The organism is Agromyces sp. SYSU T00194 (assembly GCF_040496035.1).
Classification (GTDB): domain Bacteria; phylum Actinomycetota; class Actinomycetes; order Actinomycetales; family Microbacteriaceae; genus Agromyces; species Agromyces chitinivorans.
Genome location: NZ_JBEPJZ010000001.1, coordinates 1,779,260 through 1,800,531, shown reverse-complemented (window position 1 = coordinate 1,800,531; position 21,272 = coordinate 1,779,260). Strand labels below are relative to the sequence as shown.

Sequence of the window (21,272 nt, the reverse complement as noted above, 5' to 3'; positions counted from 1 at the left end):
GTGGGAGGGACTAGAAGTCCCAGTCCTCGTCTTCGGTGTTGACCGCCTTACCGATGACGTACGACGAGCCCGACCCCGAGAAGAAGTCGTGGTTCTCGTCGGCGTTGGGCGAGAGCGCCGACAGGATCGCCGGGTTCACGTCCGTCGTCTCCTTCGGGAACATCGCCTCGTAGCCGAGGTTCATCAGCGCCTTGTTGGCGTTGTAGTGCAGGAACTTCTTGACGTCCTCCGTCAGGCCGACGCCGTCGTAGAGGTCCTGCGTGTACTGCACCTCGTTGTCGTAGAGCTCGTAGAGCAGCGAGAACGTGTAGTCCTTGAGCTCGTCGCGCTTGGCCTGGTCGACCCGCTCGAGCCCCTTCTGGTACTTGTAGCCGATGTAGTACCCGTGCACGGCCTCGTCGCGGATGATGAGGCGGATGAGGTCGGCGGTGTTAGTGAGCTTCGCCCGGCTCGACCAGTACATCGGCAGGTAGAAGCCCGAGTAGAACAGGAACGACTCGAGCAGCGTCGAGGCGACCTTGCGCTTCAGGGGCTCGTCGCCGCGGTAGTACTCCATGACGATCTCGGCCTTGCGCTGCAGGTTCGGGTTCTCGACCGACCAGCGGAACGCGTCGTCGATCTCGCGGGTCGAGCACAGCGTCGAGAAGATCGACGAGTAGCTCTTCGCGTGCACCGATTCCATGAACGCGATGTTCGTGTACACCGCTTCCTCATGGGGCGTGAGCGAGTCGGGGATGAGCGAGACCGCGCCGACCGTGCCCTGGATGGTGTCGAGCAGGGTGAGTCCCGTGAACACCCGCATGGTGAGCGTCTGCTCCTCGGGCGTCAGGGTGTTCCACGACTGCACGTCGTTCGACAGCGGTACCTTCTCGGGCAGCCAGAAGTTGTTCACGAGGCGGTTCCACACCTCGAGGTCCTTGTCGTCCTGGATGCGGTTCCAGTTGATCGCGTTGACCTGGCTGACCAGCTTCACGCCGCCCTGGTGCGCCGGGTCGTGCGCTGCCGCGTTGACCTTGTCGGTGAGTGTCATCGTTCGCGTCCCGTTCCTAGAAATCCCTGATCAGACGGTCACAGCATGCACGAGACGCACTCGGACATGTCCGTGCCCTCGAGCGCCAGCTGCCGCAGGCGGATGTAGTAGATGGTCTTGATGCCCTTGCGCCATGCGTAGATCTGGGCCCGGTTGATGTCGCGGGTGGTCGCGGTGTCCTTGAAGAACAGCGTGAGCGACAGGCCCTGGTCGACGTGCTGCGTCGCCGCGGCGTACGTGTCGATGACCTTCTCGTAGCCGATCTCGTACGCGTCCTCGTAGTACTCGAGGTTCTCGTTCGTCATGAAGGGCGCCGGGTAGTACACGCGCCCGAGCTTGCCCTCCTTGCGGATCTCGATCTTCGAGGCGATCGGGTGGATCGACGAGGTCGAGTTGTTGATGTAGGAGATCGACCCGGTGGGCGGCACGGCCTGCAGGTTCTGGTTGTAGATGCCGTGCTCCTTGACCGATGCCTCGAGCTCGCGCCAGTCCTCCTGGGTGGGGATGTGCACGTCGGCGTCGGCGAAGAGCTGCGCGACCCGCTCGGTCTCGGGCGCCCACGGGGCATCCGTGTACTTGCGGAAGAACTCGCCCGACGCGTACTTCGAGTCGGCGAAGCCGTCGAAGGCCTCGCCGCGCTCCTTGGCGATGAGGTTCGACGTGTTCAGCGCGTGGAACAGCACCGTGTAGAAGTAGATGTTCGTGAAGTCGATGCCCTCGGCGGACCCGTAGTGGATGTGCTCGCGGGCGAGGTAGCCGTGCAGGTTCATCTGGCCGAGGCCGATGGCGTGCGACTTGTCGTTGCCGTCCTCCACCGAGCGCACCGACGAGATGTGGCTCTGGTTCGACACCGAGGTGAGGCCGCGGATGGCGGTCTCGACCGTCTTGCCGAAGTTCGGCGAGTCCATGGTGAGGGCGATGTTCAGCGACCCCAGGTTGCAGGAGATGTCCTTGCCGATCTCGGCGTAGCTGAGGTCTTCGTGGTAGGTGGTCGGCGTGTTGACCTGGAGGATCTCCGAGCACAGGTTCGACATGTTGATGCGGCCCTTGATCGGGTTGGCCTTGTTGACCGTGTCCTCGAACACGATGTAGGGGTAGCCCGACTCGAACTGGATCTCGGCGAGGGTCTGGAAGAACTGGCGCGCGTTGATCTTCGTCTTCTTGATGCGCGGGTCGTTCACCATCTCGCGGTAGTGCTCGGAGATGGCCACGTCGCCGAACGGCTTGCCGTAGACGCGCTCGACGTCGTACGGCGAGAAGAGGTACATGTCCTCGTTGTTCTTCGCCAGCTCGAAGGTGATGTCGGGGATCACCACGCCGAGCGACAGGGTCTTGATGCGGATCTTCTCGTCAGCGTTCTCGCGCTTGGTGTCGAGGAACCGCATGATGTCGGGGTGGTGGGCGCTCAGGTACACGGCGCCGGCGCCCTGGCGGGCCCCGAGCTGGTTGGCGTAGGAGAACGAGTCCTCCAGCAGCTTCATCACCGGGATGACGCCCGACGACTGGTTCTCGATCTGCTTGATCGGGGCGCCGGCCTCGCGGATGTTGCTGAGCAGGAGCGCCACGCCGCCGCCGCGCTTGGAGAGCTGCAGCGCGGAGTTGATGCCGCGCGAGATCGACTCCATGTTGTCCTCGATGCGGAGGAGGAAGCAGGAGACGAGCTCGCCGCGCTGCGCCTTGCCCGTGTTGAGGAAGGTCGGGGTCGCGGGCTGGAAGCGGCCGGCGATGATCTCCTCGACGAGGTGGGTCGCGAGGTCCTCGTCGCCCTGCGCGAGGCCGAGCGCGGTCATCACGACGCGGTCCTCGAAGCGCTCGAGGTAGCGCTTGCCGTCGAATGTCTTCAGCGTGTAGCTCGTGTAGTACTTGAACGCGCCGAGGAAGGTGTCGAAGCGGAACTTCTTCGAGTAGGCGAGGGTGTTGAGGCGCTCGATGAACTCGAACGAGTACTGCTCGAGTACGGCGCCCTCGTAGTACTCCTTCTCGACCAGGTAGTCGAGCCGCTCCTTGAGGGAGTGGAAGAACACGGTGTTCTGGTTGACGTGCTGGAGGAAGTACTCGCGTGCGGCCTCGCGGTCCTTGTCGAACTGGATCTCGCCGTTGGGGCCGTACAGGTTCAGCATCGCGTTCAGCGAGTGGTAGTCCATGCCACTCGATGCGCGAGGCGCGTCGATCACTGCGGTTGCAGCTGCATTGTCCAAAATGCGTCCAATCCCTCATTGACGGCGCTGACGTCGTCTGGCGTTCCGAAGAGTTCGAGCTTGTACAGGAAGGGCACGCCGCACTTCTCGGCGATGATGTCGCCGGCGATGCAGTAGCCCGATCCGAAGTTGGTGTTGCCCGCGGCGATGACGCCGCGGATGAGCGAGCGGTTGTGCGGGTCGTTCAGGAACCTGATGACCTGCTTGGGCACGGCGCCGGCACCGTTGCCGCCGCCGTAGGTGGGGAGCACGAGCACGTAGGGCTCGTCGGCGACGAGCGGCTCGTCCGAGGGGTACAGCGGGATGCGCGCGGCCTCGCGGCCGAGCTTCTCGATGAACCGATGCGTGTTGCCCGAGACGCTGGAGAAGTAGACGAGGTCCGTCATGTCCGCCTCCGTACGTGGATGGCCCTGGTGGGTCGAGGGTGTGGTGCGATCGCTCCTCCGGGAGGGAGGGGAAGCGGCACCGACGAGGCGGAGCCGATCCGGCTCCCGACCCGTGGGGCCTTACGCGAGCCGGGAGGCGAGTTCGGCGATCTTGTCGGGACGGAACCCGGACCAGTGGTCCTCATCGGCGATGACGACCGGAGCCTGCAGGTAGCCGAGCTCCTTCACCTGTGCGAGCGCCTGCTCGTCGGTCGAGAGATCGAGCACGTCGTACTCGATGCCCTTGCTGTCGAGCGCGCGATAGGTCGCGTTGCACTGGACGCACGAAGGCTTGGTGTAGACCGTCACCGACATCTGATTTCCCCTCTGATTTCCGGGCCCCGGAGGGGGCTCCGGCCCCTGGTACCTCAACTGCCTGACCGATACTACATCTAGTGTTCGCCCCGGGGAACGACCACAAGATGATGTAGTTACACGGATGTAGTTTTCCACCAACTTATCCACCGGTTCTGCACAAGCGCTGAGTGCACGATCGGCGGATTTCCGGGGCATCCGCGCGGTTATCCACACCTGTGCACACCGCCGGAAATTCTCGGTGTGGAATCTCCCCCGGCGTGTCGCGCACCGGGTTCCGATGCTCGGTCGCACCACTACATCTTGTGGTGCGTCGGCAATGCTGCCACCACCCACCGACACGCTCCGAACCCGAGGGCGAGCGGATGCCCCTGGGCCGACGCGCCGTGCCGCAGGCGCTCGCCTGCGCCGGCGCCTACTTCCCCTTCGCAGCGGCCTTGGCCGCGCGCTTGGTCTCGCGCACCTTCGCGAGCGACTCGGGTGACGTGATGTCGGCCACCGAGCGGAACGAGCCCTCCTCGCCGTACGCGCCCGCGGCCTCCCGCCAGCCGTCGGCCTCGAGCCCGCACTGCTTGCCGAGCAGGGCCAGGAAGATGCGCGCCTTCTGGTCGCCGAACCCGGGCAGGGCCTTCAGCCGCCGCAGCACCTCGGCGCCCGCGGGCGCCCCGGAGGTCCAGATCGCGGCGGCGTCGCCGCCCCAGTCGTCGCGCACGGCCGCGGCGAGCGCCTGCACGCGCCCCGCCATCGATCCCGGGAAGCGGTGGACGGCGGGCGGCTGCTTGAACGCCGCCGCGAACGCGTCGGGGTCAATCGCGGCGATCTCGGTGGCATCCGTCGTGCCGAGCCGGTCGCTGATCTTCGCCGGGCCGGCGAACGCGGTCTCCATGGCGACCTGCTGGTCGAGCAGCATGCCCACCAGGAGCGCGAAGGGGTCGGTCGTGAGCAGCTCGTCGGCGGCGTCGTCGCCCGTGATGTGCAGTGCCATGACCCCCATCCTCCCACCCGCCCCGGCGCAGGCGTGCGGCGGTGCGGTGCTCGCGCGCACCACCACGCGGGCGGCGAGGCGCATGTCGTGGGCGCCGGGCTCACCCATCGCGACAGCGGGATGTCGTCGTAGCCGACGAGCGAGAGGCGCTCGGGCACCAGGATGCCGAGCGTGCGCGCCGATTCGAGTACCCCGAGCGCCTGCAGGTCGCTGCCGGCGAAGATCGCGGTCGGCGGCTCCGACATGGCGGGCAGCAGCTCGGCGTTCGAGCCGCGTGCATCGCGTGATGCACGCGGTGCATGCACTGTGTGTAGGGTGTGCGTGTGGCGCGCAGAAACCCGACGCCGGGTTCGCAGACTTCACTTCGTGAAGCCAACCGGGCGAGAATCGTCGAATCGCTCCGGCATCACGGGCGACTCACGCAGGTCGAGCTCGCCGGAACGACGGGACTCTCGCCCGCCACGGTGTCGAACATCGTCAAGGAGCTCTCGGCCTCCGGCGTGCTGCACACGTCGATCACCTCGCGCAGCGGCCGGCGCGCCACCATGGTCACGCTCTCGCACGAGATCGGACTCGTCGCGGGCGTCCACTTCTCCTCCCGCCACCTGCGCATCGCCATCGCCGATGCCAGCACCGCGATCGTCGCCGAGACCCACGTGCCGCTCTCGCTCGACCACCGCCACGACGCGGAACTCGACCGGGTCGGCCTGCTGCTCGGTGACATGTGCGAGTCGCTCGGCACGGGCATCCCCGAGCTGCTCGCCATCGGCCTCGGCATCCCCGCACCGGTCGACCACCGCACCGGCATGGTGTCCACGCCCGGGCTCCTCCGCGGCTGGGAGGGCATCGACGTGGGCGAGGCGCTCTCGGCACGACTGGACCGACCGGTCTTCGTCGACAGCGAGGCCAACCTCGGCGGTCTGGCCGAGGTGCGCAGCGGAGCGGCGCGCGACTCGACGGCGGCGGCGTTCCTCCATGTCGGGCACCACATCAGCGCGGCGATCATGATCGACGGCACGCCGTTCCACGGCGTCACGGGCAAGGCCGGCCAGATCGGGCACGTGACGATCGACGAGAACGGGCCGATCTGCCGCTGCGGCAACCGCGGGTGCCTGGAGACGCTGGCCGCGGGCCCGGCGCTGCTCGCGCTGTTCCGCGAGGATGCGGGGATGCACCGGGTGAGCGACCTCGTCCACGCGGCCGAGCAGGGCGACGCGAGCTCGCAGCGGGTGATCGCCGACGCGGGGCGGCACATCGGCATCGCCGCGGCGAACCTCAGCAACCTCTTCGACCCGGAGCGCATCGTCGTCGGCGGCGACCTCGGCCTCGCCGGCGAGACGCTGCTCGCCCCGCTCCGGCACGCCCTCGAGCGATCCGCGCTCCCGTCGGCCGATGGGATGCCCGAGGTGGTGACGGCCTCCTGGGCCGATCGCGCCGCCCTGCAGGGCGCGATCGCACTGGCCCTCGAGCACGCCCCGATGCCCATCGAGATCGCCGACAAGACCCCGGCCTGAGCGACTGCCGGGAGTCGATTGGATTCGACAACTGGACCGTGACCATCCCGTTACCAAAGTCATGAGTTCAAGACTTGACGCCAACGCGGCGATCGGACGAACATGGGGAACACCGCCGACGAGGGCGGCCTAGTGAGAGGTATTTCAATGAGGAAGTCCATCAAGAGACTCGCATCACTCGCCGCCGGTGCGGTGCTCGCGGTCGGTGCACTGTCCGCGTGCGCCAGCGACGGCGGCAGCAGCGACGGCGGCGACTCGGCATCGGGTGAGGGCGCATCGATCGCACTCCTCCTGCCGGAGTCGAAGACCACGCGCTACGAGGCGTTCGACCGCCCGCTGTTCGAGGCGAAGGTCGCCGAGCTCGGCGACTACGAGATCGTCTACTCGAACGCCGACCAGGACGCGGCCAAGCAGCAGCAGCAGGCCGAGTCGGCCCTGGCGCAGGGCGTGTCGGTCATGGTGCTCGACCCGGTCGACGCCGAGGCTGCCGTCAGCATCGTGAACGCGGCATCCGCCCAGGGCGTGCCGGTCGTCTCGTACGACCGCCTCATCGCCGGCGGCGACCTCGCCTACTACATCTCGTTCGACAACGAGAAGGTCGGCGAGCTGCAGGGCACCGCGCTCGTCGAGAAGCTCGACGCGGACGGCAACGGCGACGGCGACATCCTGATGGTCAACGGGTCGCCGACCGACGGCAACGCGACGCTGTTCAAGGCGGGCGCCCACTCGGTGATCGACGCGAGCGACCTGAACGTGGTCGCCGAGTTCGACACGCCGGACTGGAGCCCCGACCAGGCACAGGAGTGGGTCGCCGGCCAGCTGACGCAGTTCGGTGACGACCTCGTCGCCGTCTACGCCGCCAACGACGGCACCGCCGGTGGCGCCATCGCCGCCATGCGCGCCGCCAACCTCGACCCGCTGCCCGTCGTGACGGGCCAGGACGCGGAGATCACCGCCATCCAGCGCATCGTCGCGGGTGACCAGTACATGACGATCTACAAGGCGATCAAGGCCGAGGCCGAGCTCGCTGCGGAGATCGCCGTGCAGCTCGCCAACGGCGAGGAGGTCACCGGTGACGTGGACGTGGACGGCACGCCGTCGACCCTGCTCGAGCCGGTCGTCGTGACCGTGGACAACATCATGGACACGGTCGTCGCCGACGGGTTCTACACCGTCGAGGACATCTGCACCGCCGAGTACGCGGACGCCTGCGCCGCTGCCGGCATCGAGTAACACCGCCATGGCGACGGGCCGGGAGGTCACCACCTCCCGGCCCGTCGCGCGCACCGCCCCCGGCGGGGCATCCGACACCCCTTCCCTTCCGGGACCCGAGTCACGAGGATGAACACATGACAGTGACGTCACCCACCAAGCAGGCCGGCGGACGGCCGCACGAGCAGGTACTGCGGCTCCGCGGCGTCAGCAAGCGATTCGGCGCCGTGCAGGCGCTGAAGGACATCGAGCTCGATGTCCACCAGGGCGAGGTCGTCGCCCTCGTCGGCGACAACGGCGCCGGCAAGTCCACCCTCGTGAAGGTGCTGGCCGGAGTGCATCCGCCCGACTCCGGCGAGATCGAGTTCGAGGGCCGCGCGGTCTCCATCCAGAGCCCGACCGACTCGCGCGACCTCGGCATCGCGACCGTCTACCAGGACCTCGCGCTCTGCGACAACCTCGACGTGGTCTCCAACCTCTGGCTCGGCCAGGAGCTCAAGCACGGCGGCACGCTCGACGAGGTCGAGATGGAGCAGCGCTCGTGGAGCCTCCTCCGCGAGCTGAGCGCCAAGATCCCGTCGGTGCGGATCGCCGTGGCATCCCTCTCCGGCGGCCAGCGGCAGACCGTCGCGATCGCACGCTCGCTCATCGGCGAGCCCAGCATCGTGATCCTCGACGAGCCGACCGCAGCCCTCGGCGTCGCCCAGACCGCCGAGGTGCTGAACCTCGTCGAGCGCCTCCGCGACCGCGGCCACGGCGTCATCCTGATCAGCCACAACATGGCCGACGTCATGGCGGTCGCCGACCGCGTCGTCGTGCTCCGCCTCGGGCGCAACAACGGCACCTTCCGGGTGTCGGATGTCTCGAGCGAGACGATCATCTCGGCGATCACCGGTGCGACCGACAACGCCGTCACCCGTCGCGCCGCCGCCAAGACCGCAGCCACCCCCCTCCCCGGGGACGACCTCGACGAGGAGCCTGAGGCATGAGCACCACCGACAAGCCGGGCTCCGGCCCCGCCACCAACGAACCCCCCGCAGTGACGGGCGAGCAGGCGCAGGTCCTCCAGACCGAGTTCGCCGACCTCCACGACGAGCGGCTGATCCAGCACAAGGGCGTCGGCGGGGCGCTGCGCGAGTTCGGCAGCCGCGTGCGCGGCGGCGACCTCGGCTCCCTGCCGGTGGTCATCGGCCTGATCATCATCTGGGGCGTCTTCCAGGCGCTCAACCCGGTGTTCCTCTCGCCGACCAACCTCGTCAACCTCACGCTCCAGATGGCCGCCACCGGCACCCTGGCGCTCGGCGTGGTGCTCGTGCTGCTGCTCGGCGAGATCGACCTGTCGATCGGCTCGGTGTCGGGTCTCTCGGCGGCGATCCTCGCCGTGACGTTCGTGCAGATGGACTGGCCGCTCGCGGTGTCGATCCTCGCGTCGATCCTCGCCGGCCTCGTCATCGGTCTGTTCTACGGGTTGCTGTACAACCGCTTCGGCGTGCCGAGCTTCGTGATCACGCTCGCCGGCCTGCTGGGCTTCCTCGGGCTCCAGCTCTGGGTGCTCGGCCGCACCGGGTCGATCAACATCCCGTTCGACTCGTGGATCGTGCAGTTCGCGCAGCAGATGTTCCTGCCCGACTGGCTCGCGTACCTGCTCGTCGTGCTCACGGCGGCGGCCTATGCGCTGCAGCTGTTCCTCACGGGGCGGCGGCGCGCCGCGGCGAACCTGTCGAGCGCGTCGGCCGTGTCGATCCTGCTGCGCGCGGGAGCGATCCTGGTGCTGCTGGGCGCCGCGGTGTACTACCTCAACACCGGCCGTGGCGTGAGCGTGATGTTCGTGTTCTTCCTCGCCCTCGTGGTGATCATGAACTTCTTCCTCACCCGCACGAGCTGGGGCCGCTCGGTGTACGCGGTCGGCGGCAACGTCGAGGCGGCGCGTCGCGCGGGCATCCGGGTCAAGCGCATCTACCTCACCGTGTTCATGCTCTGCTCGACCTTCGCGGCGGTCGGCGGCCTCATGGCGGCGGCGCGCCTCGCGGCGTCGAACCAGAGCTCGGGCGGCGGCGACATCAACCTGAACGCGATCGCCGCGGCGGTCATCGGCGGCACGAGCCTCTTCGGCGGCCGCGGTTCGGCGTTCTCGGCGCTGCTCGGCATCCTGGTGATCGCCTCGATCGCCTCGGGCCTGACGCTGCTGAACCTCGACTCGTCGGTGCGGTTCATGGTCACCGGCGCCGTGCTGCTGCTCGCGGTCATCGTCGACGCGCTGTCGCGCCGGTCGCGCACCGCGTCCGGCAGGGCCTAGCGCAGCGGGGCGGGTGCGCTCCTGCGCCCGCCCCGCGCCTCGCCGGGCTCAGCCGCCGGCGCGCGGCGGCGCCGTGCTGGCCCGCACCACGAGCTCGGGCACGCGGGGCGCGGGGTCCGGGGCCGCGTCGCCGCCGTCGAGCAGGGCGGCGACCAGCGACATCGTGTCGCGTCCGAGCGCGTCGAAGTCCTGGCGGAGCGTGGTCAGCGGCGGGGCGAAGTGCGCGGCCTGCGGCGCGTCGTCGAACCCGACCACGCTGACGTCCTCGGGCACCCGGCGCCCCGCGTCGCGCAACGCGTGCAGCAGGCCGAGCGCCATCTGGTCGTTGCCGACGAACACGGCCGTCGCGCTCGGGTCCGCGGCGAGCGCGACGCCGGCGGCGTACCCCGAGTCGGGCAGCCACTCGCCCGCGAACGGCTCGCGGCAGTCGAGGCCGTGCGCCGCCATCGCGGTGCGCCAGCCGCGCACCCGCTCGCTCGCGTCCATCCACGTGCCGGGCCCGGCGACGTGCCGGATCTCCCGGTGCCCGAGCGCCACGAGGTGCTCGACCGCGGCACGCGCGCCGGCGGCCTGGTCGATCGCCACGCGGCGCACGCCGGCGAGATCCTCTGCCGCGACCGCCACGACCGGCACCGGCGCGTCGAGCGACGCGACGACCTCGACCGCCTCGCGCTCTCCCGAGATCAGCACGAGCGCCTCGACCCGTTGCGCGACGAGCCGCCGCACGGCCTCGCGCAGGGCGGATGCCTCGAGCGAGCGCATGCTCACCTGGCTGACGGCGTACCCGGCGGCGTAGGCCGCCTGGTTGCACTCGAGCGCGGCGCTCGACGGGCCGTAGTCGGGGCGACCGGCGAGCACGAGGCCGAGCGAGCGCGATCGCCGGCTCGCCATGGCCCGGGCAGCGGGAGACGGGGTGTAGTGCAGCTCGGCGATCGCGTCCTGCACGCGTGCGCGGGTCGCGTCGGCGACATCCGACCGCCCGTTCAGCACCCGCGACACGGTCTGGTGCGAGACGCCCGCGAGCCGCGCGACGTCGAACATCGTCGGCACGCCGGCGGCGGTCGTCCGCCCGGCCCGCTCCCCCGCGTCCGCCATGCCCGACGGCCCTACAGCCCCTGCGCGAGCCGGAAGTACGCCTGGTTCCAGCGCACCTCCTGCTCGAAGCCGCGCTGCGTGGTCTCCTCGTCGATGACCAGCAGCTCGAGGCCCGCCATGGTCGCGAAGTCGCGGAACACGTCGACGCCCACGGCGGTGGACATGACCGTGTGGTGCGCGGCTCCGGCGGCGAGCCACGCGGCGGCGCTCGTGGCGAAGTCGGGGGCGGGCCTCCAGACGGCGCGGCCGACGGGCAGCTTCGGCAGCGGCTCGGGCAGCGGCACGTTCTCGACCACGTTCGCCGTGAGGCGGAAGCGGTCGCGCATGTCGCTCATCGCGACGACGACGGCCGGGCCGGGGTCGGCGGTGAAGACCAGGCGCACCGGGTCGTCCTTGCCGCCGATGCCGAGCGGGTGGATCTCGAGCGTGGGCTTCGCCGTGGTGAGCGACGGCGACACCTCGAGCATGTGCGCGCCGAGGATGAGCTCGTTCCCGGGCGTGAGGTCGTAGGTGTAGTCCTCCATGAGCGACGCGCCGCCGGGCAGCCCCGCGCCCATCACGTTCGCCACGCGCACGAGGATCGCCGTCTTCCAGTCGCCCTCGGCGCCGAACCCGTAGCCATCGGCCATGAGGCGCTGCACCGCGAGTCCGGGCAGCTGCTTCAGCGCGCCGAGGTCTTCGAACGACGTGGTGAACGCGCCGAACCCTCCCTCCTCGAGGAACGCCCGCAGCCCGAGCTCGATCGCCGCGCCGTCGCGCAGCGACTCGTGCCGCTCGCCGCCGCGCCGCAGCTCGGGCACCACGTCGTAGAGGTCCTCGTACTCGGCCACGAGCACGTCGACCTCGGCGGACGACACAGCCGCCACCGCATCCGCCAGCTCGTTGACGCCCCACGTGTTCACCTGCACGCCGAGCCGCAGCTCGGCCTCGGTCTTGTCGCCCTCGGTCACCGCGACGTAGCGCATGTTGTCGCCGAACCGCGCGAGCTTCAGCGAGCGGGATGCCGCGAGCCCGGCCGCCGCCCGCTGCCAGGTGCCGAACCGCTGCTGCACGCGCGGGTCGCTCGCGTGGCCGACGATGGTCGTGCGCGGCACGCCGAGCCGGGTCTGGATGTACCCGAACTCGCGGTCGCCGTGCGCGGCCTGGTTCAGGTTCATGAAGTCGAAGTCGATCTCGCTCCACGGCAGCGCGACGTTGGCCTGCGTGTGCAGGTGCGCGAGCGGCTTCCGCAGCGCGTCGAGGCCCGCGATCCACATCTTGGCGGGGCTGAACGTGTGCATCCAGGCGACGACGCCGATGACGTTCGGCGCGGCGTTGGCCTCGAGCGCGACCCGCCTGATGGCGTCGGCGTCGGTGAGCACGGGCAGCCAGGTGACCTTCACGGGCACGTCGGATGCGGCGCCCAGCGTCTCGGCCACCTGTCGCGACTGCTCGGCGACCTGCTGGAGGGTCTCGGGCCCGTAGAGGTGCTGGCTGCCGGTGAGGAACCAGACCTCGTACGCGTCGAGCGAGGTGGTGAGCGGGGTGCGGGTCATCGATGTCTCCTGGGTGGGTGGTGCGGGGAGGTCGGGGCGGATGCGACGGGGCGTGCGGATGCCCCGGAGCATCCGCCCCGGGTCAGAGCGCCTCCACGGCGGCGGCCTCGGCGGCGAGGCCCGCCCGGTAGCGGTCGAGGTACGCGGCGAACCCGGCGACGTCGGCGGGGTCGGGCGCGACCTCGTCGACGTCGGCGCCGGCGAAGACCTGCGCGTCCAGGTACGAGGCGAGGTCGGGGGCGGATGCCTTGGGCGAACCGGCGACCGCGACACGGTAGCCGGCCAGCACGGCGATGCCCCACGCGCCGCCCTCAGAGGCGGTCTCGCCGACGGCGACGGGCGCGTTCAGCGCCCCCGCGAGGAAGCGCTGCGCGACGCCCGCAGTACGGAAGATGCCGCCGTGGCCGAACATGCGGTCGATCGCGACGCCCTCGGCGGTGAGCACCCGCATGCCGAGCGCGAGCGCACCGTACACGCCGTAGATCTGGGCGCGCATGAGGTTCGCGAGCGTGAAGCGGCTGTCGGGGGTGCGCACGACCATCGGCCGCCCCTCGGCGATGCCGGCGATCGGCTCGCCGGCCAGCTGGTTGTACGCGAGGAGCCCGCCCGCATCGGGCTCGCCGTCGAGCGCCTCGCGGAACAGGGCGCCGAACGCGGCATCCGTCGACACCGGCGTGCCGGCCGCCTCGGCGAACCGCCCGAACACGCCGACCCATGCCGCCAGCTCGCTCGCGCCGTTGTTGCAGTGCACCATGGCGACCGGGTCGCCGGCGGGCGTGGTCACGAGGTCGAGCTCCTCGTGCGCGGCGGCGAGCGGATGCTCCAGCACGACCATCGCGAAGATGCTGGTGCCCGCGCTGACGTTGCCGGTGCGGGGGGCGACGGCGTTCGTCGCGACCATGCCGGTGCCGGCGTCGCCCTCGGGCGGGCAGAGCGGGATGCCGGGCCGCAGCGCGCCGGTCGGGTCGAGCAGCGCGGCCCCCTGGGCGGTGAGCGAGCCGGCCTCGGCACCGGCGGGCAGCACCTCGGGCAGGAGGTCGGCGACGGCCAGCCCGGGCGCGCGGTCGGCGACGAGCGCGTCGTAGCTCGCGACGAGACCGGCGTCGTAGTCGCAGGTCGCGGAGTCGATCGGGAACATGCCCGAGGCATCCCCCACCCCGAGCACGTCGCGACCGGTGAGCCGGCGGTGGACGTATCCCGCGAGCGTGGTGATCGACGCGAGCCGGGGCACGTGCGGCTCCTCGTCGAGCACCGCCTGGTGGAGGTGCGCGATCGACCAGCGCAGCGGGATGTTCAGGCCGAACCGCGCGCTGAGCTCCGCGGCGGCGGGCCCGGTCGAGGTGTTGCGCCAGGTGCGGAACGGCACGAGCAGTTCGCCGTCGGCGTCGAAGGCGAGGTAGCCGTGCATCATGGCCGAGACGCCGATCGCGCGGAACGTGGTCGGGGCGACGCCGTGGCGGCGCTCCGCGTCGGCGACGAGCTCGGCGTATGCGGCCCGCAGCCCCGACCACACGTCGTCGAGCGCGTAGGTCCAGGTGCGGTCGACGAAGTCGTTCTCCCACTCGTGGCCGCCGACGGCGAGCACCTCGGTGGGGTCCTCGCCGACGAGGCAGGCCTTGATGCGGGTGGAGCCGAGCTCGATGCCGAGCACGGCGCGACCCTCGGTGATCTGCGCTGCGGGCTGCGTCGTGCTCATCGGCGTGCATCCTCTCCCTGGCCGTAGACGTGCTGGTACCGCGCGTAGAGCGCGTCGATCTGCTCCTGCGGGATCGGGACGAGCGGGCCCGCCTCGCGCGCGTAGTGCACGCTGCGCGCGGCGTCCTCCACCATCACCGCCGCCTTGACGGCGTCCTTCGCGTCGACGCCGATCGTGAACGGGCCGTGGTTCTGCATCAGCACGGCGCGCGAGCGGTGGCCGGAGAGCGTCTCGACGATGCCGCGGCCGATCGAGTCGTCGCCGATGACCGCGAACGGGCCGACCGGGATCGGCCCGCCGAACTCGTCGGCCATGCCGGTGATCACGCACGGGATCTCCTCTGCCCGCGCGGCCCACGCGACGGCGAACGTGGAGTGCGTGTGCACCACGCCGCCGACCTCGGGCATGTGCCGGTAGACGTAGGCGTGCGCGGCGGTGTCGCTCGACGCGTTGCGCTCGGAGCCGGGAGTGCCAGGGAGCACGTTGCCGTCGAGGTCGCAGAGGACCATGTTCTCGGGCGCCAGGTCGTCGTAGGAGACGCCGGAGGGCTTGATCACGAAGAGGTCGGCGCCCGGCACGCGGCCCGAGACGTTGCCGCCGGTCCAGACGACCAGGCCGTAGCGCGTGAGCTCCCCGTGCAGCCGGGCGACGTCCTCCCGGACCCGGGCGATGGATGCCTCGACCTCCGGTGCGAACTCGGTGCGCGCGTGCGCGGGGTCGGCGGCCATGCGGTCTCCTTCGACGGTCGGCGGGTGCGGCGCGCGCTCCGTGAGCGCTAACGGAACCCCACGTTAGCGCTCACGGTCGCTGCCTGCAAGCAGTCGGATGCCTCCGGCGAGCGCGTCGCCGCGCCGCTCGGGCTACATCTCCTCGTGCGTGTCCGGATCGCCGTCCCAGAGCCGCCCGCGCTCGAGCGCCGAGATCGCCTCCATCTCGCCGGGGGTCAGCTCGAAGCCGAACACGTCGAGGTTCTCGCGCTGGCGCGCCGCGTCCGACGACTTCGGGATGGGCACGGTGCCCAGCTGCACGTGCCAGCGCAGCACCGCCTGCGTCGGCGTGCGGCCGTGGGCGGCGGCGGCCTCCTGCACGACCGGCTCCGACAGCAGCTCGGAGCGCCGGGCCAACGGGCTCCAGCTCTCGGTCGCGATGCCGTGCTCGGCGTGGAACTCCCGCTGCGCGCGCTGCGCGAAGTACGGGTGCAGTTCGACCTGGTTGACCGCGGGCACCACGCCGGTCTCGTCGATGATGCGGGCGAGGTGCCCGACCGTGAAGTTCGAGACGCCGATGGAGCGCACCATGCCGCGCTCGCGCGCCTTGATCATCGCCCGCCAGGCGTCGACGTACCGGTCGACGCTCGGGTTCGGCCAGTGGATCAGGTAGAGGTCGACCCAGTCCAGGCCGAGCCGCTCGAGCGACCCCTCGAGGCTGGCGAGCGTCTCGTCGAAGCCGTGGTCGCGCCCGGGCACCTTGGTCGCGACGACGACGTCGCTGCGGTCGACCCCCGACCGGCGCAGCGCCTCGCCGACCGCCTCCTCGTTGCCGTAGTTCACGGCGGTGTCGAGCAGCCGGTACCCCGACTCGAGCGCGGACACCATGGCCGCGACGCCCTCGCCGTCATCGAGCTTGTACGTGCCGAGGCCGAGCTGCGGGAGCGAATTGCCGTCGTTGAGCACGCGGGAGGGAACGGTCATGCGTCCATCCTCCCCGAGTCGTCGCGAAACGTCGCTTCCCGCGCGCACAATCCGACGGTTCATGACGACTCGCGCTCCCGTCGCTCCGTGCGCGGTCAGCGGGCGCGGTCAACGGGCGGGCGGCAGGTCGGGCGCGTCCTCGCCGTCGACGTCCACGTCCACGTCGTCGTCGTAGTCGTAGTCGTCGTCGAGGTCGTCGACGTCGTCGACGTCGTCGTCGGCCTCCGTCTCCGACTCCTCCTCCTCGTCGTCGTCCCAGTCGTCGTACTCGTCGTCCTCGTCTTCGCCCTCGTCCTCGTCGAGGTCGTCCCGGTCGTCGAGGTCGTCCTCGTCGTACTCGTCGTCGTCGTCGCTTTCGTCGCCGAGGTCCTCGTCGCCGAGGTCGCCCGGCCCGTCCTCCTCGTCGAGGTCGACGTCCTCCTCCTCGACCCACCACTCGGTGAACGCGGTGGCCCGGCCGTCGGGGGCGAGGTCGATCACCCACAGGTTGCGGTACGCGGTCGCGCCCAGGTAGACGGTGCGGCCCTCGATGACCGCCCGGGTGTCGCCGACCAGCAGCGGCTCCCAGGTGAAGGTCGTCTCGTCGGGGCCGTCGGCGTTCTCGAGCCACCACGACACGATCTCCTCGTGACCACGGTACGGCTCGGTGCCGGGCGTGCTGGTGTACTCCGCGTGCTCGGTGAAGAGCGAGCGGATGTCACCCGGGTCGTTCGAGATCCACGCACGGCGATACCGCTCGACCCAGCGCGTGACCGCATCTTCCCTCATGTGACCGTCATACCGCACCGGCCCGCGACCCGCCAGAGACGCGGGCGATCCGGGCCGACGTGGTGGACGGGCGTCGGCCGGTGGGCGGATGCCCCGGGACGTTCGTCGCTCGGGGCATCCGCTCGCCCGCTACAGCCGATCGAGCGCGCCGACGACGTCGGCGACGAGGTCGGCCGTCTCCTCGACGCCGACCGACAGCCGCACGATGGACTCGGGCACCTCGGCGGGCGTGCCCTTGACCGACGCGTGGGTCATCTCCGACGGGTAGTTCACGAGCGACTCCACGCCGCCGAGCGACTCGGCCAGCTGGAACAGGGTGGTCGACTCGGCGAACGACCGCGCCGCGGCGGCCCCGCCCGCGAAGTCGAGCGTCAGCATGCCGCCGAAGCCCGACATCTGCGACGCGGCGAGCGCGTGGCCCGGGTGCGACGGCAGGCCCGGGTAGAGCACGCGCGTGAGCGCTGGGTGGCCGAGCACGGTCTCGGCGATCTGCTGGGCGGTCGCGGAGTGCTGCCGCATCCGCAGCGCCAGCGTCTTGATGCCGCGGCTGGTGAGGAATGCATCGAACGGGGCGGAGACCGCGCCGGCGGCGAACTGGATGAACCGCACCTTCGCCTCGAGCTCGTCGTCGCTCGTGATGAGCGCGCCGCCGACGACGTCGGAGTGGCCGCCGAGGTACTTGGTGGTCGAGTACACGACGACGTCGGCGCCGAGCGCGAGCGGCTGCTGCAGCGCGGGCGAGGCGAACGTGTTGTCGACGACGACCAGCGCGCCGGCCTCGTGGCCGATCGCGGCGAGCGCGGCGACGTCCGAGATCTTCATGAGCGGGTTCGACGGGGTCTCGATCCAGAGCACCTTGGTGGCCGGCTCGATCGCGGCGCGCACGGCGTCGAGGTCGCTGGTGTCGATGGTCGAGTGGCGGATGCCCCAGGCGCCGTGGATGCGGTTGATGAGCCGGTGCGTGCCGCCGTAGACGTCGTTGCCGATCACGACGTGGTCGCCGGGTGCGAGCACGGCGCGCAGCAGGGCGTCCTCCGCGGCGAGGCCGGACGCGAAGCTCAGGCCGTGCGTGCCGCCCTCGAGGGCCGCGAGCTGGGTCTCGAGCGCGGTGCGCGTCGGGTTGCCGCCGCGCGAGTACTCGTAGCCGCCGCGGAGGCCACCGATGCCGTCCTGCACGTAGGTGGTGGTCAGGTGCACGGGCGGGATCACCGCGCCGGTCGTGGGGTCGAAGGCCTGGCCGGCGTGCACGGCGCGCGTGGCGAAGCCGAGCTCGCTGATGTCGTGGGGTGCGTGTCCGTTTTCAGGAGTAGTCATGGCAATTGTCCTTGTGAGGTCGTGAAATCAAGTCTGTGGGCTGAATCTCAGGCGCAGATCGGATGCCCGGGCCGCCGCGTTCCTGAAAACGGTCGACATCGCGGGGTGAGCGCCAGGGCGCGGGGGGTCATGCGCTGAGGTAGGTCAGCAGGTCGGAGCGCGTGATCACGCCGAGCACGCGCCCGCCGTCGGTCACGAGCATCGCGGGGGCCTCGCCGAAGGCGTGCCGCGCGGTGGCGACCGGCTCGTTCACGCCGATCAGGGGCAGGGCCGGGCCGATCACGCTCGACACCTTGTCGGTGAGCTTCGCGCGCCCCGAGAAGACGAGCTCCAGCAGCTCGTCGTCGTGGATCGCCCCGGCCACCTCGCCGAGCACGACCGGCGGCTCGGCGGTGAGCACGAGCAGCTGCGAGACGCCGGTCCGGTTCATCCGGTCGATCGCCTCCTTGATCGTGTCGTCCGGCGCCGAGAACACCAGGTCGGGCGTGTGTCCCGACTTGGCGGCGAGCACGTTGGCGACGGTGTGGCCGGCGGGCGCGTTCGAGAAGCCGTACGCGCGCAGCCACTTGTCGTTGAAGATCTTGCCGAGGTAGCCGCGGCCGCCGTCGGGCAGCAGCACGACGAACACCGACTCGGGCGGGGCGGATGCCGCGGCCTTCAGCGCCGCCACGACCGCCATGCCGCTCGACCCGCCGACGAGGATGCCCTCCTCGCGCGCGAGCCGACGGGTCATGTCGAACGCCTCGGCGTCGGAGACCGCGATGATCTCGTGCGGCACCGACGGGTCGTACGCGTCGGGCCAGAAGTCCTCGCCGACGCCCTCGACCAGGTACGGCCGGCCGGTGCCGCCCGAGTAGACCGATCCCTCGGGGTCCGCGCCGATGATGCGCACCGTGTCGCCCGACACCTCGCGCAGGTAGCGCCCGGTGCCGGTGATCGTGCCGCCGGTGCCGACGCCCGCGACGAAGTGGGTGATGCCGCCGTCGGTGTCGCGCCAGATCTCGGGGCCCGTGGTCTCGTAGTGCGAGCGCGGGCCGTTCGGGTTGGCGTACTGGTTGGGCTTGAACGCGCCGGGGATCTCGCGGGCGAGCCGATCGCTCACCGAGTAGTACGACTCCGGGCTGTCGGGCGCGACCGCCGTCGGGGTCACGACCACCTCCGCGCCGTACGCCGTGAGCACGTTGCGCTTGTCCTCGCCGACCTTGTCGGGCAGCACGAAGACGCAGCGGTAGCCGCGCTGCTGGGCGACCAGGGCCAGGCCCACGCCCGTGTTGCCCGACGTGGGCTCGACGATCGTGCCGCCCGGGCCGAGCTTGCCCTCGCGCTCGGCCGCGTCGATGATGCGGGTCGCGATGCGGTCCTTCGACGAGCCGCCGGGGTTGAAGTACTCCAGCTTCACGAGCACCGTGGCGGCGATGCCGTCGGTGACGTGCTGGAGCTTCACCAGCGGGGTGTCGCCGACGAGGTCGACGATGGTCTCTGCGTACTTCATGTGCTGTCCTTCACGTCGGCTCGCCGGGCGCTGCGGATGCGCGGGCCGGATGCGGCGAGCAGTCGGGTCATGCCGAGGTCGGCGGGATGAGCGACGTCAGCGACAACACAGCGAAGAGATCACGGAAGCCACTCTAGCCGGACGCGCGGCCGGCGTGCCATCCGAGCGGCCCCGCGGCCTGTGAATGGGCTGCGGATGCGACCCATGGGAAGATTTCCGCCGGTCCGATACGTTCGAATGGAGCAACCCCCAGGTTCGAGAGAGGCACACCCGTGAGTGCGACCCCGCCCGGCAAGAAGCCGACCGTCAAGCAGCAGCGCGCCGCCCAGCGGGCGAAGAAGCTCGAGGAGTACAAGCGCCAGCAGGCGCGCGCGAAGCGCAACCGGCGACTCGGCATCGGCGCCGCGATCGTGGGGGCGCTCGCGATCGCGGGCGTCGTCGTGACCTCGATCGTGCTCGCACCGCAGCCGGCGAACTACTCGGTCGGGGGCTCCGGCGCCGAGGTCGACGGCGTCGAGACCTTCGACAACACGTCGCTGCACGTCGACGGCGTCGTCGACTACCCGCAGACGCCGCCCGCCGGGGGCGAGCACAACCCCGCCTGGCTGAACTGCGGCGTCTACTCCGAGCAGGTGCCGAGCGAGAACGCCGTGCACTCGATGGAGCACGGCGCGGTCTGGGTCACCTACGACCCGTCGCTGGCCGACGACGAGCTCGCGACCCTCCGGTCGCTGCTGCCGTCGAGCTACGTCATCCTGTCGCCGTTCGAGGGGCTGCCCTCCCCCATCGTGCTGAGCGGCTGGAACTCGCAGCTGCAGGTCGAGTCCGCCGACGACGAGCGCATCGCGCAGTACCTCGAGGAGTACTGGCGCAGCGACCTCGTGCCCGAGCCGGGCGCGCTCTGCACCGGCGGCGTGGACGCCCCCGGTCGCGAGTCCTGATGGCGGCGGATGCCGCCGGGCAGGCTCCCGACGCCGACCCGGCGCCCGCCGGCGCGGTGCCCGGCGAGCCCCCGGCGCCCGCCCGACGCGGACCCGCCGGACGCGTCGGCGCCCTGCTCATCGGCGCGCTCGCGGTGATCGCCCTCGTGGCGGTCGCGTTCTCGCTCGGGCGCCTCTCGACGCTCGGACAGGCCGACCCGACGACGGTCAGCGCGGAGGCCGGGTTCGCCCGCGACATGCAGGTGCACCACCTGCAGGGCGTCGAACTCGCGATGATCATCCGCGACGGCAGCGACGATCCCGACATCCGTCGCCTGGGCTACGACATGGCGACCGCGCAGGCCCAGCAGGCCGGCCAGATGTACGGCTGGCTCGAGGAGTGGGGGCTGCCGCAGGCCGGCAGCGAGCCGCAGATGACCTGGATGACCCGGCCCGCGCTCGCGGGCGCCGGGGGCGAGCACGCCGACCACGACGCGAGCGCGCACACCCCGGGCGACCCGATGCCCGGGCTCGCGACCTACGCACAGGTCGAGGCGCTGCGCGCCGCCGAGGGCGTCGAGGCCGAGCGGATGTTCCTCACCCTGATGATCCGCCATCACGAGGGCGCGCTGGAGATGTCGGAGGCGCTGCTCGCGCGCTCGACCCACCCGGTCGTCACGAGCCTCGCGCAGGCGATCATCGACAGCCAGTCGGCCGAGATCGCGCTGATGACGGAGTTGCTCGACGCGCGCGGCGGCCCCGTCGAGGTCTGACGGGTCCGCCGCG

19 protein-coding genes and 1 pseudogene are annotated in these 21,272 nt (G+C 70.6%); 6 read left to right on the top strand and 14 right to left on the bottom strand.

Annotated elements, in window-relative coordinates:
• Nucleotides 1–10: 10 nt before the first annotated feature.
• From nrdF to ABZK10_RS08240, 6 genes and pseudogenes are all read right to left on the bottom strand, one after another.
• Entirely contained in the window at nucleotides 11–1,030 is a 1,020-nt protein-coding gene (gene nrdF / locus ABZK10_RS08265) for a class 1b ribonucleoside-diphosphate reductase subunit beta (RefSeq protein WP_353808703.1), read from the bottom strand.
• A gap of 38 nt (nucleotides 1,031–1,068) precedes the next feature.
• Nucleotides 1,069–3,174 carry a class 1b ribonucleoside-diphosphate reductase subunit alpha gene (gene nrdE / locus ABZK10_RS08260; protein WP_353808702.1) on the bottom strand — a complete coding sequence of 702 codons (2,106 nt, stop codon included), beginning with the start codon at nucleotides 3,172–3,174 and terminating at the stop codon, nucleotides 1,069–1,071.
• Nucleotides 3,175–3,200: 26 nt separating this feature from the next.
• Nucleotides 3,201–3,614, bottom strand: a complete 414-nt coding sequence (nrdI, locus tag ABZK10_RS08255; RefSeq protein ID WP_353808701.1) for a class Ib ribonucleoside-diphosphate reductase assembly flavoprotein NrdI — start codon at nucleotides 3,612–3,614, stop codon at nucleotides 3,201–3,203.
• 120 nt (nucleotides 3,615–3,734) lie between these two features.
• Nucleotides 3,735–3,968, bottom strand: coding sequence for a glutaredoxin-like protein NrdH (gene nrdH, locus ABZK10_RS08250; protein WP_281882691.1), 234 nt, complete (start codon nucleotides 3,966–3,968; stop codon nucleotides 3,735–3,737).
• Nucleotides 3,969–4,383: 415 nt separating this feature from the next.
• Complete coding sequence (locus tag ABZK10_RS08245; protein ID WP_353808700.1) at nucleotides 4,384–4,953, bottom strand: HhH-GPD-type base excision DNA repair protein; 570 nt, start codon at nucleotides 4,951–4,953, stop codon at nucleotides 4,384–4,386.
• Between the two features lie 116 nt (nucleotides 4,954–5,069).
• Nucleotides 5,070–5,258 (bottom strand): annotated as a pseudogene (locus ABZK10_RS08240) (substrate-binding domain-containing protein); the annotation flags it as partial.
• A 12-nt stretch (nucleotides 5,259–5,270) separates the two neighbouring features.
• On the opposite strand from ABZK10_RS08240, the gene ABZK10_RS08235 reads away from it, so the two are divergent.
• From ABZK10_RS08235 to ABZK10_RS08220, 4 genes are all read left to right on the top strand, one after another.
• A complete protein-coding gene (locus ABZK10_RS08235; RefSeq protein ID WP_353808699.1) occupies nucleotides 5,271–6,467 on the top strand; it encodes an ROK family transcriptional regulator in 1,197 nt (398 codons plus the stop codon).
• 147 nt (nucleotides 6,468–6,614) lie between these two features.
• Entirely contained in the window at nucleotides 6,615–7,700 is a 1,086-nt protein-coding gene (locus tag ABZK10_RS08230) for a sugar ABC transporter substrate-binding protein (protein WP_353808698.1), read from the top strand.
• Nucleotides 7,701–7,816: 116 nt separating this feature from the next.
• Nucleotides 7,817–8,668: an ATP-binding cassette domain-containing protein gene (locus ABZK10_RS08225; RefSeq protein WP_353808697.1), complete on the top strand. Its 852-nt coding sequence runs from the start codon at nucleotides 7,817–7,819 to the stop codon at nucleotides 8,666–8,668.
• Nucleotides 8,665–9,975, top strand: coding sequence for a sugar ABC transporter permease (locus ABZK10_RS08220; RefSeq protein WP_353808696.1), 1,311 nt, complete (start codon nucleotides 8,665–8,667; stop codon nucleotides 9,973–9,975). The genes ABZK10_RS08225 and ABZK10_RS08220 overlap by 4 nt, the downstream gene beginning before the upstream one ends.
• A 48-nt stretch (nucleotides 9,976–10,023) precedes the next feature.
• Here ABZK10_RS08220 and ABZK10_RS08215 read toward each other — a convergent pair whose 3' ends face one another.
• The 8 genes from ABZK10_RS08215 to ABZK10_RS08180 form a co-directional block, all read right to left on the bottom strand.
• Nucleotides 10,024–11,070, bottom strand: coding sequence for a LacI family DNA-binding transcriptional regulator (locus ABZK10_RS08215; protein ID WP_353808695.1), 1,047 nt, complete (start codon nucleotides 11,068–11,070; stop codon nucleotides 10,024–10,026).
• Nucleotides 11,071–11,081: 11 nt separating this feature from the next.
• Entirely contained in the window at nucleotides 11,082–12,605 is a 1,524-nt protein-coding gene (gene araA, locus ABZK10_RS08210) for an L-arabinose isomerase (protein WP_353808694.1), read from the bottom strand.
• Nucleotides 12,606–12,687: 82 nt separating this feature from the next.
• Nucleotides 12,688–14,301, bottom strand: coding sequence for a xylulokinase (locus ABZK10_RS08205; RefSeq protein ID WP_353808693.1), 1,614 nt, complete (start codon nucleotides 14,299–14,301; stop codon nucleotides 12,688–12,690).
• On the bottom strand, nucleotides 14,298–15,029 hold the full coding sequence (locus ABZK10_RS08200) for an L-ribulose-5-phosphate 4-epimerase (RefSeq protein ID WP_353808692.1): 732 nt from the start codon (nucleotides 15,027–15,029) through the stop codon (nucleotides 14,298–14,300). The genes ABZK10_RS08205 and ABZK10_RS08200 overlap by 4 nt, the downstream gene beginning before the upstream one ends.
• Before the next feature lie 132 nt (nucleotides 15,030–15,161).
• Nucleotides 15,162–15,992, bottom strand: a complete 831-nt coding sequence (locus tag ABZK10_RS08195) for an aldo/keto reductase (RefSeq protein ID WP_353808691.1) — start codon at nucleotides 15,990–15,992, stop codon at nucleotides 15,162–15,164.
• A 108-nt stretch (nucleotides 15,993–16,100) separates the two neighbouring features.
• Nucleotides 16,101–16,760, bottom strand: a complete 660-nt coding sequence (locus tag ABZK10_RS08190) for a nuclear transport factor 2 family protein (protein WP_353808690.1) — start codon at nucleotides 16,758–16,760, stop codon at nucleotides 16,101–16,103.
• Nucleotides 16,761–16,889: 129 nt separating this feature from the next.
• Nucleotides 16,890–18,074 carry a cystathionine gamma-synthase gene (locus ABZK10_RS08185; protein WP_353808689.1) on the bottom strand — a complete coding sequence of 395 codons (1,185 nt, stop codon included), beginning with the start codon at nucleotides 18,072–18,074 and terminating at the stop codon, nucleotides 16,890–16,892.
• A 127-nt stretch (nucleotides 18,075–18,201) separates the two neighbouring features.
• A complete protein-coding gene (locus ABZK10_RS08180) occupies nucleotides 18,202–19,566 on the bottom strand; it encodes a cystathionine beta-synthase (protein WP_353808688.1) in 1,365 nt (454 codons plus the stop codon).
• Between the two features lie 272 nt (nucleotides 19,567–19,838).
• Here ABZK10_RS08180 and ABZK10_RS08175 point away from each other — a divergent pair, with 272 nt between their 5' ends.
• Both ABZK10_RS08175 and ABZK10_RS08170 read left to right on the top strand, forming a co-directional pair.
• The gene (locus ABZK10_RS08175; RefSeq protein ID WP_353808687.1) at nucleotides 19,839–20,507 is read left to right on the top strand and encodes a thioredoxin-like domain-containing protein; all 669 of its coding nucleotides are present in this window, start codon (nucleotides 19,839–19,841) and stop codon (nucleotides 20,505–20,507) included.
• Complete coding sequence (locus tag ABZK10_RS08170) at nucleotides 20,507–21,259, top strand: DUF305 domain-containing protein (RefSeq protein ID WP_353808686.1); 753 nt, start codon at nucleotides 20,507–20,509, stop codon at nucleotides 21,257–21,259. Before ABZK10_RS08175 ends, ABZK10_RS08170 begins: the two co-directional genes overlap by 1 nt.
• The last annotated feature ends 13 nt before the right edge of the window (nucleotides 21,260–21,272 follow it).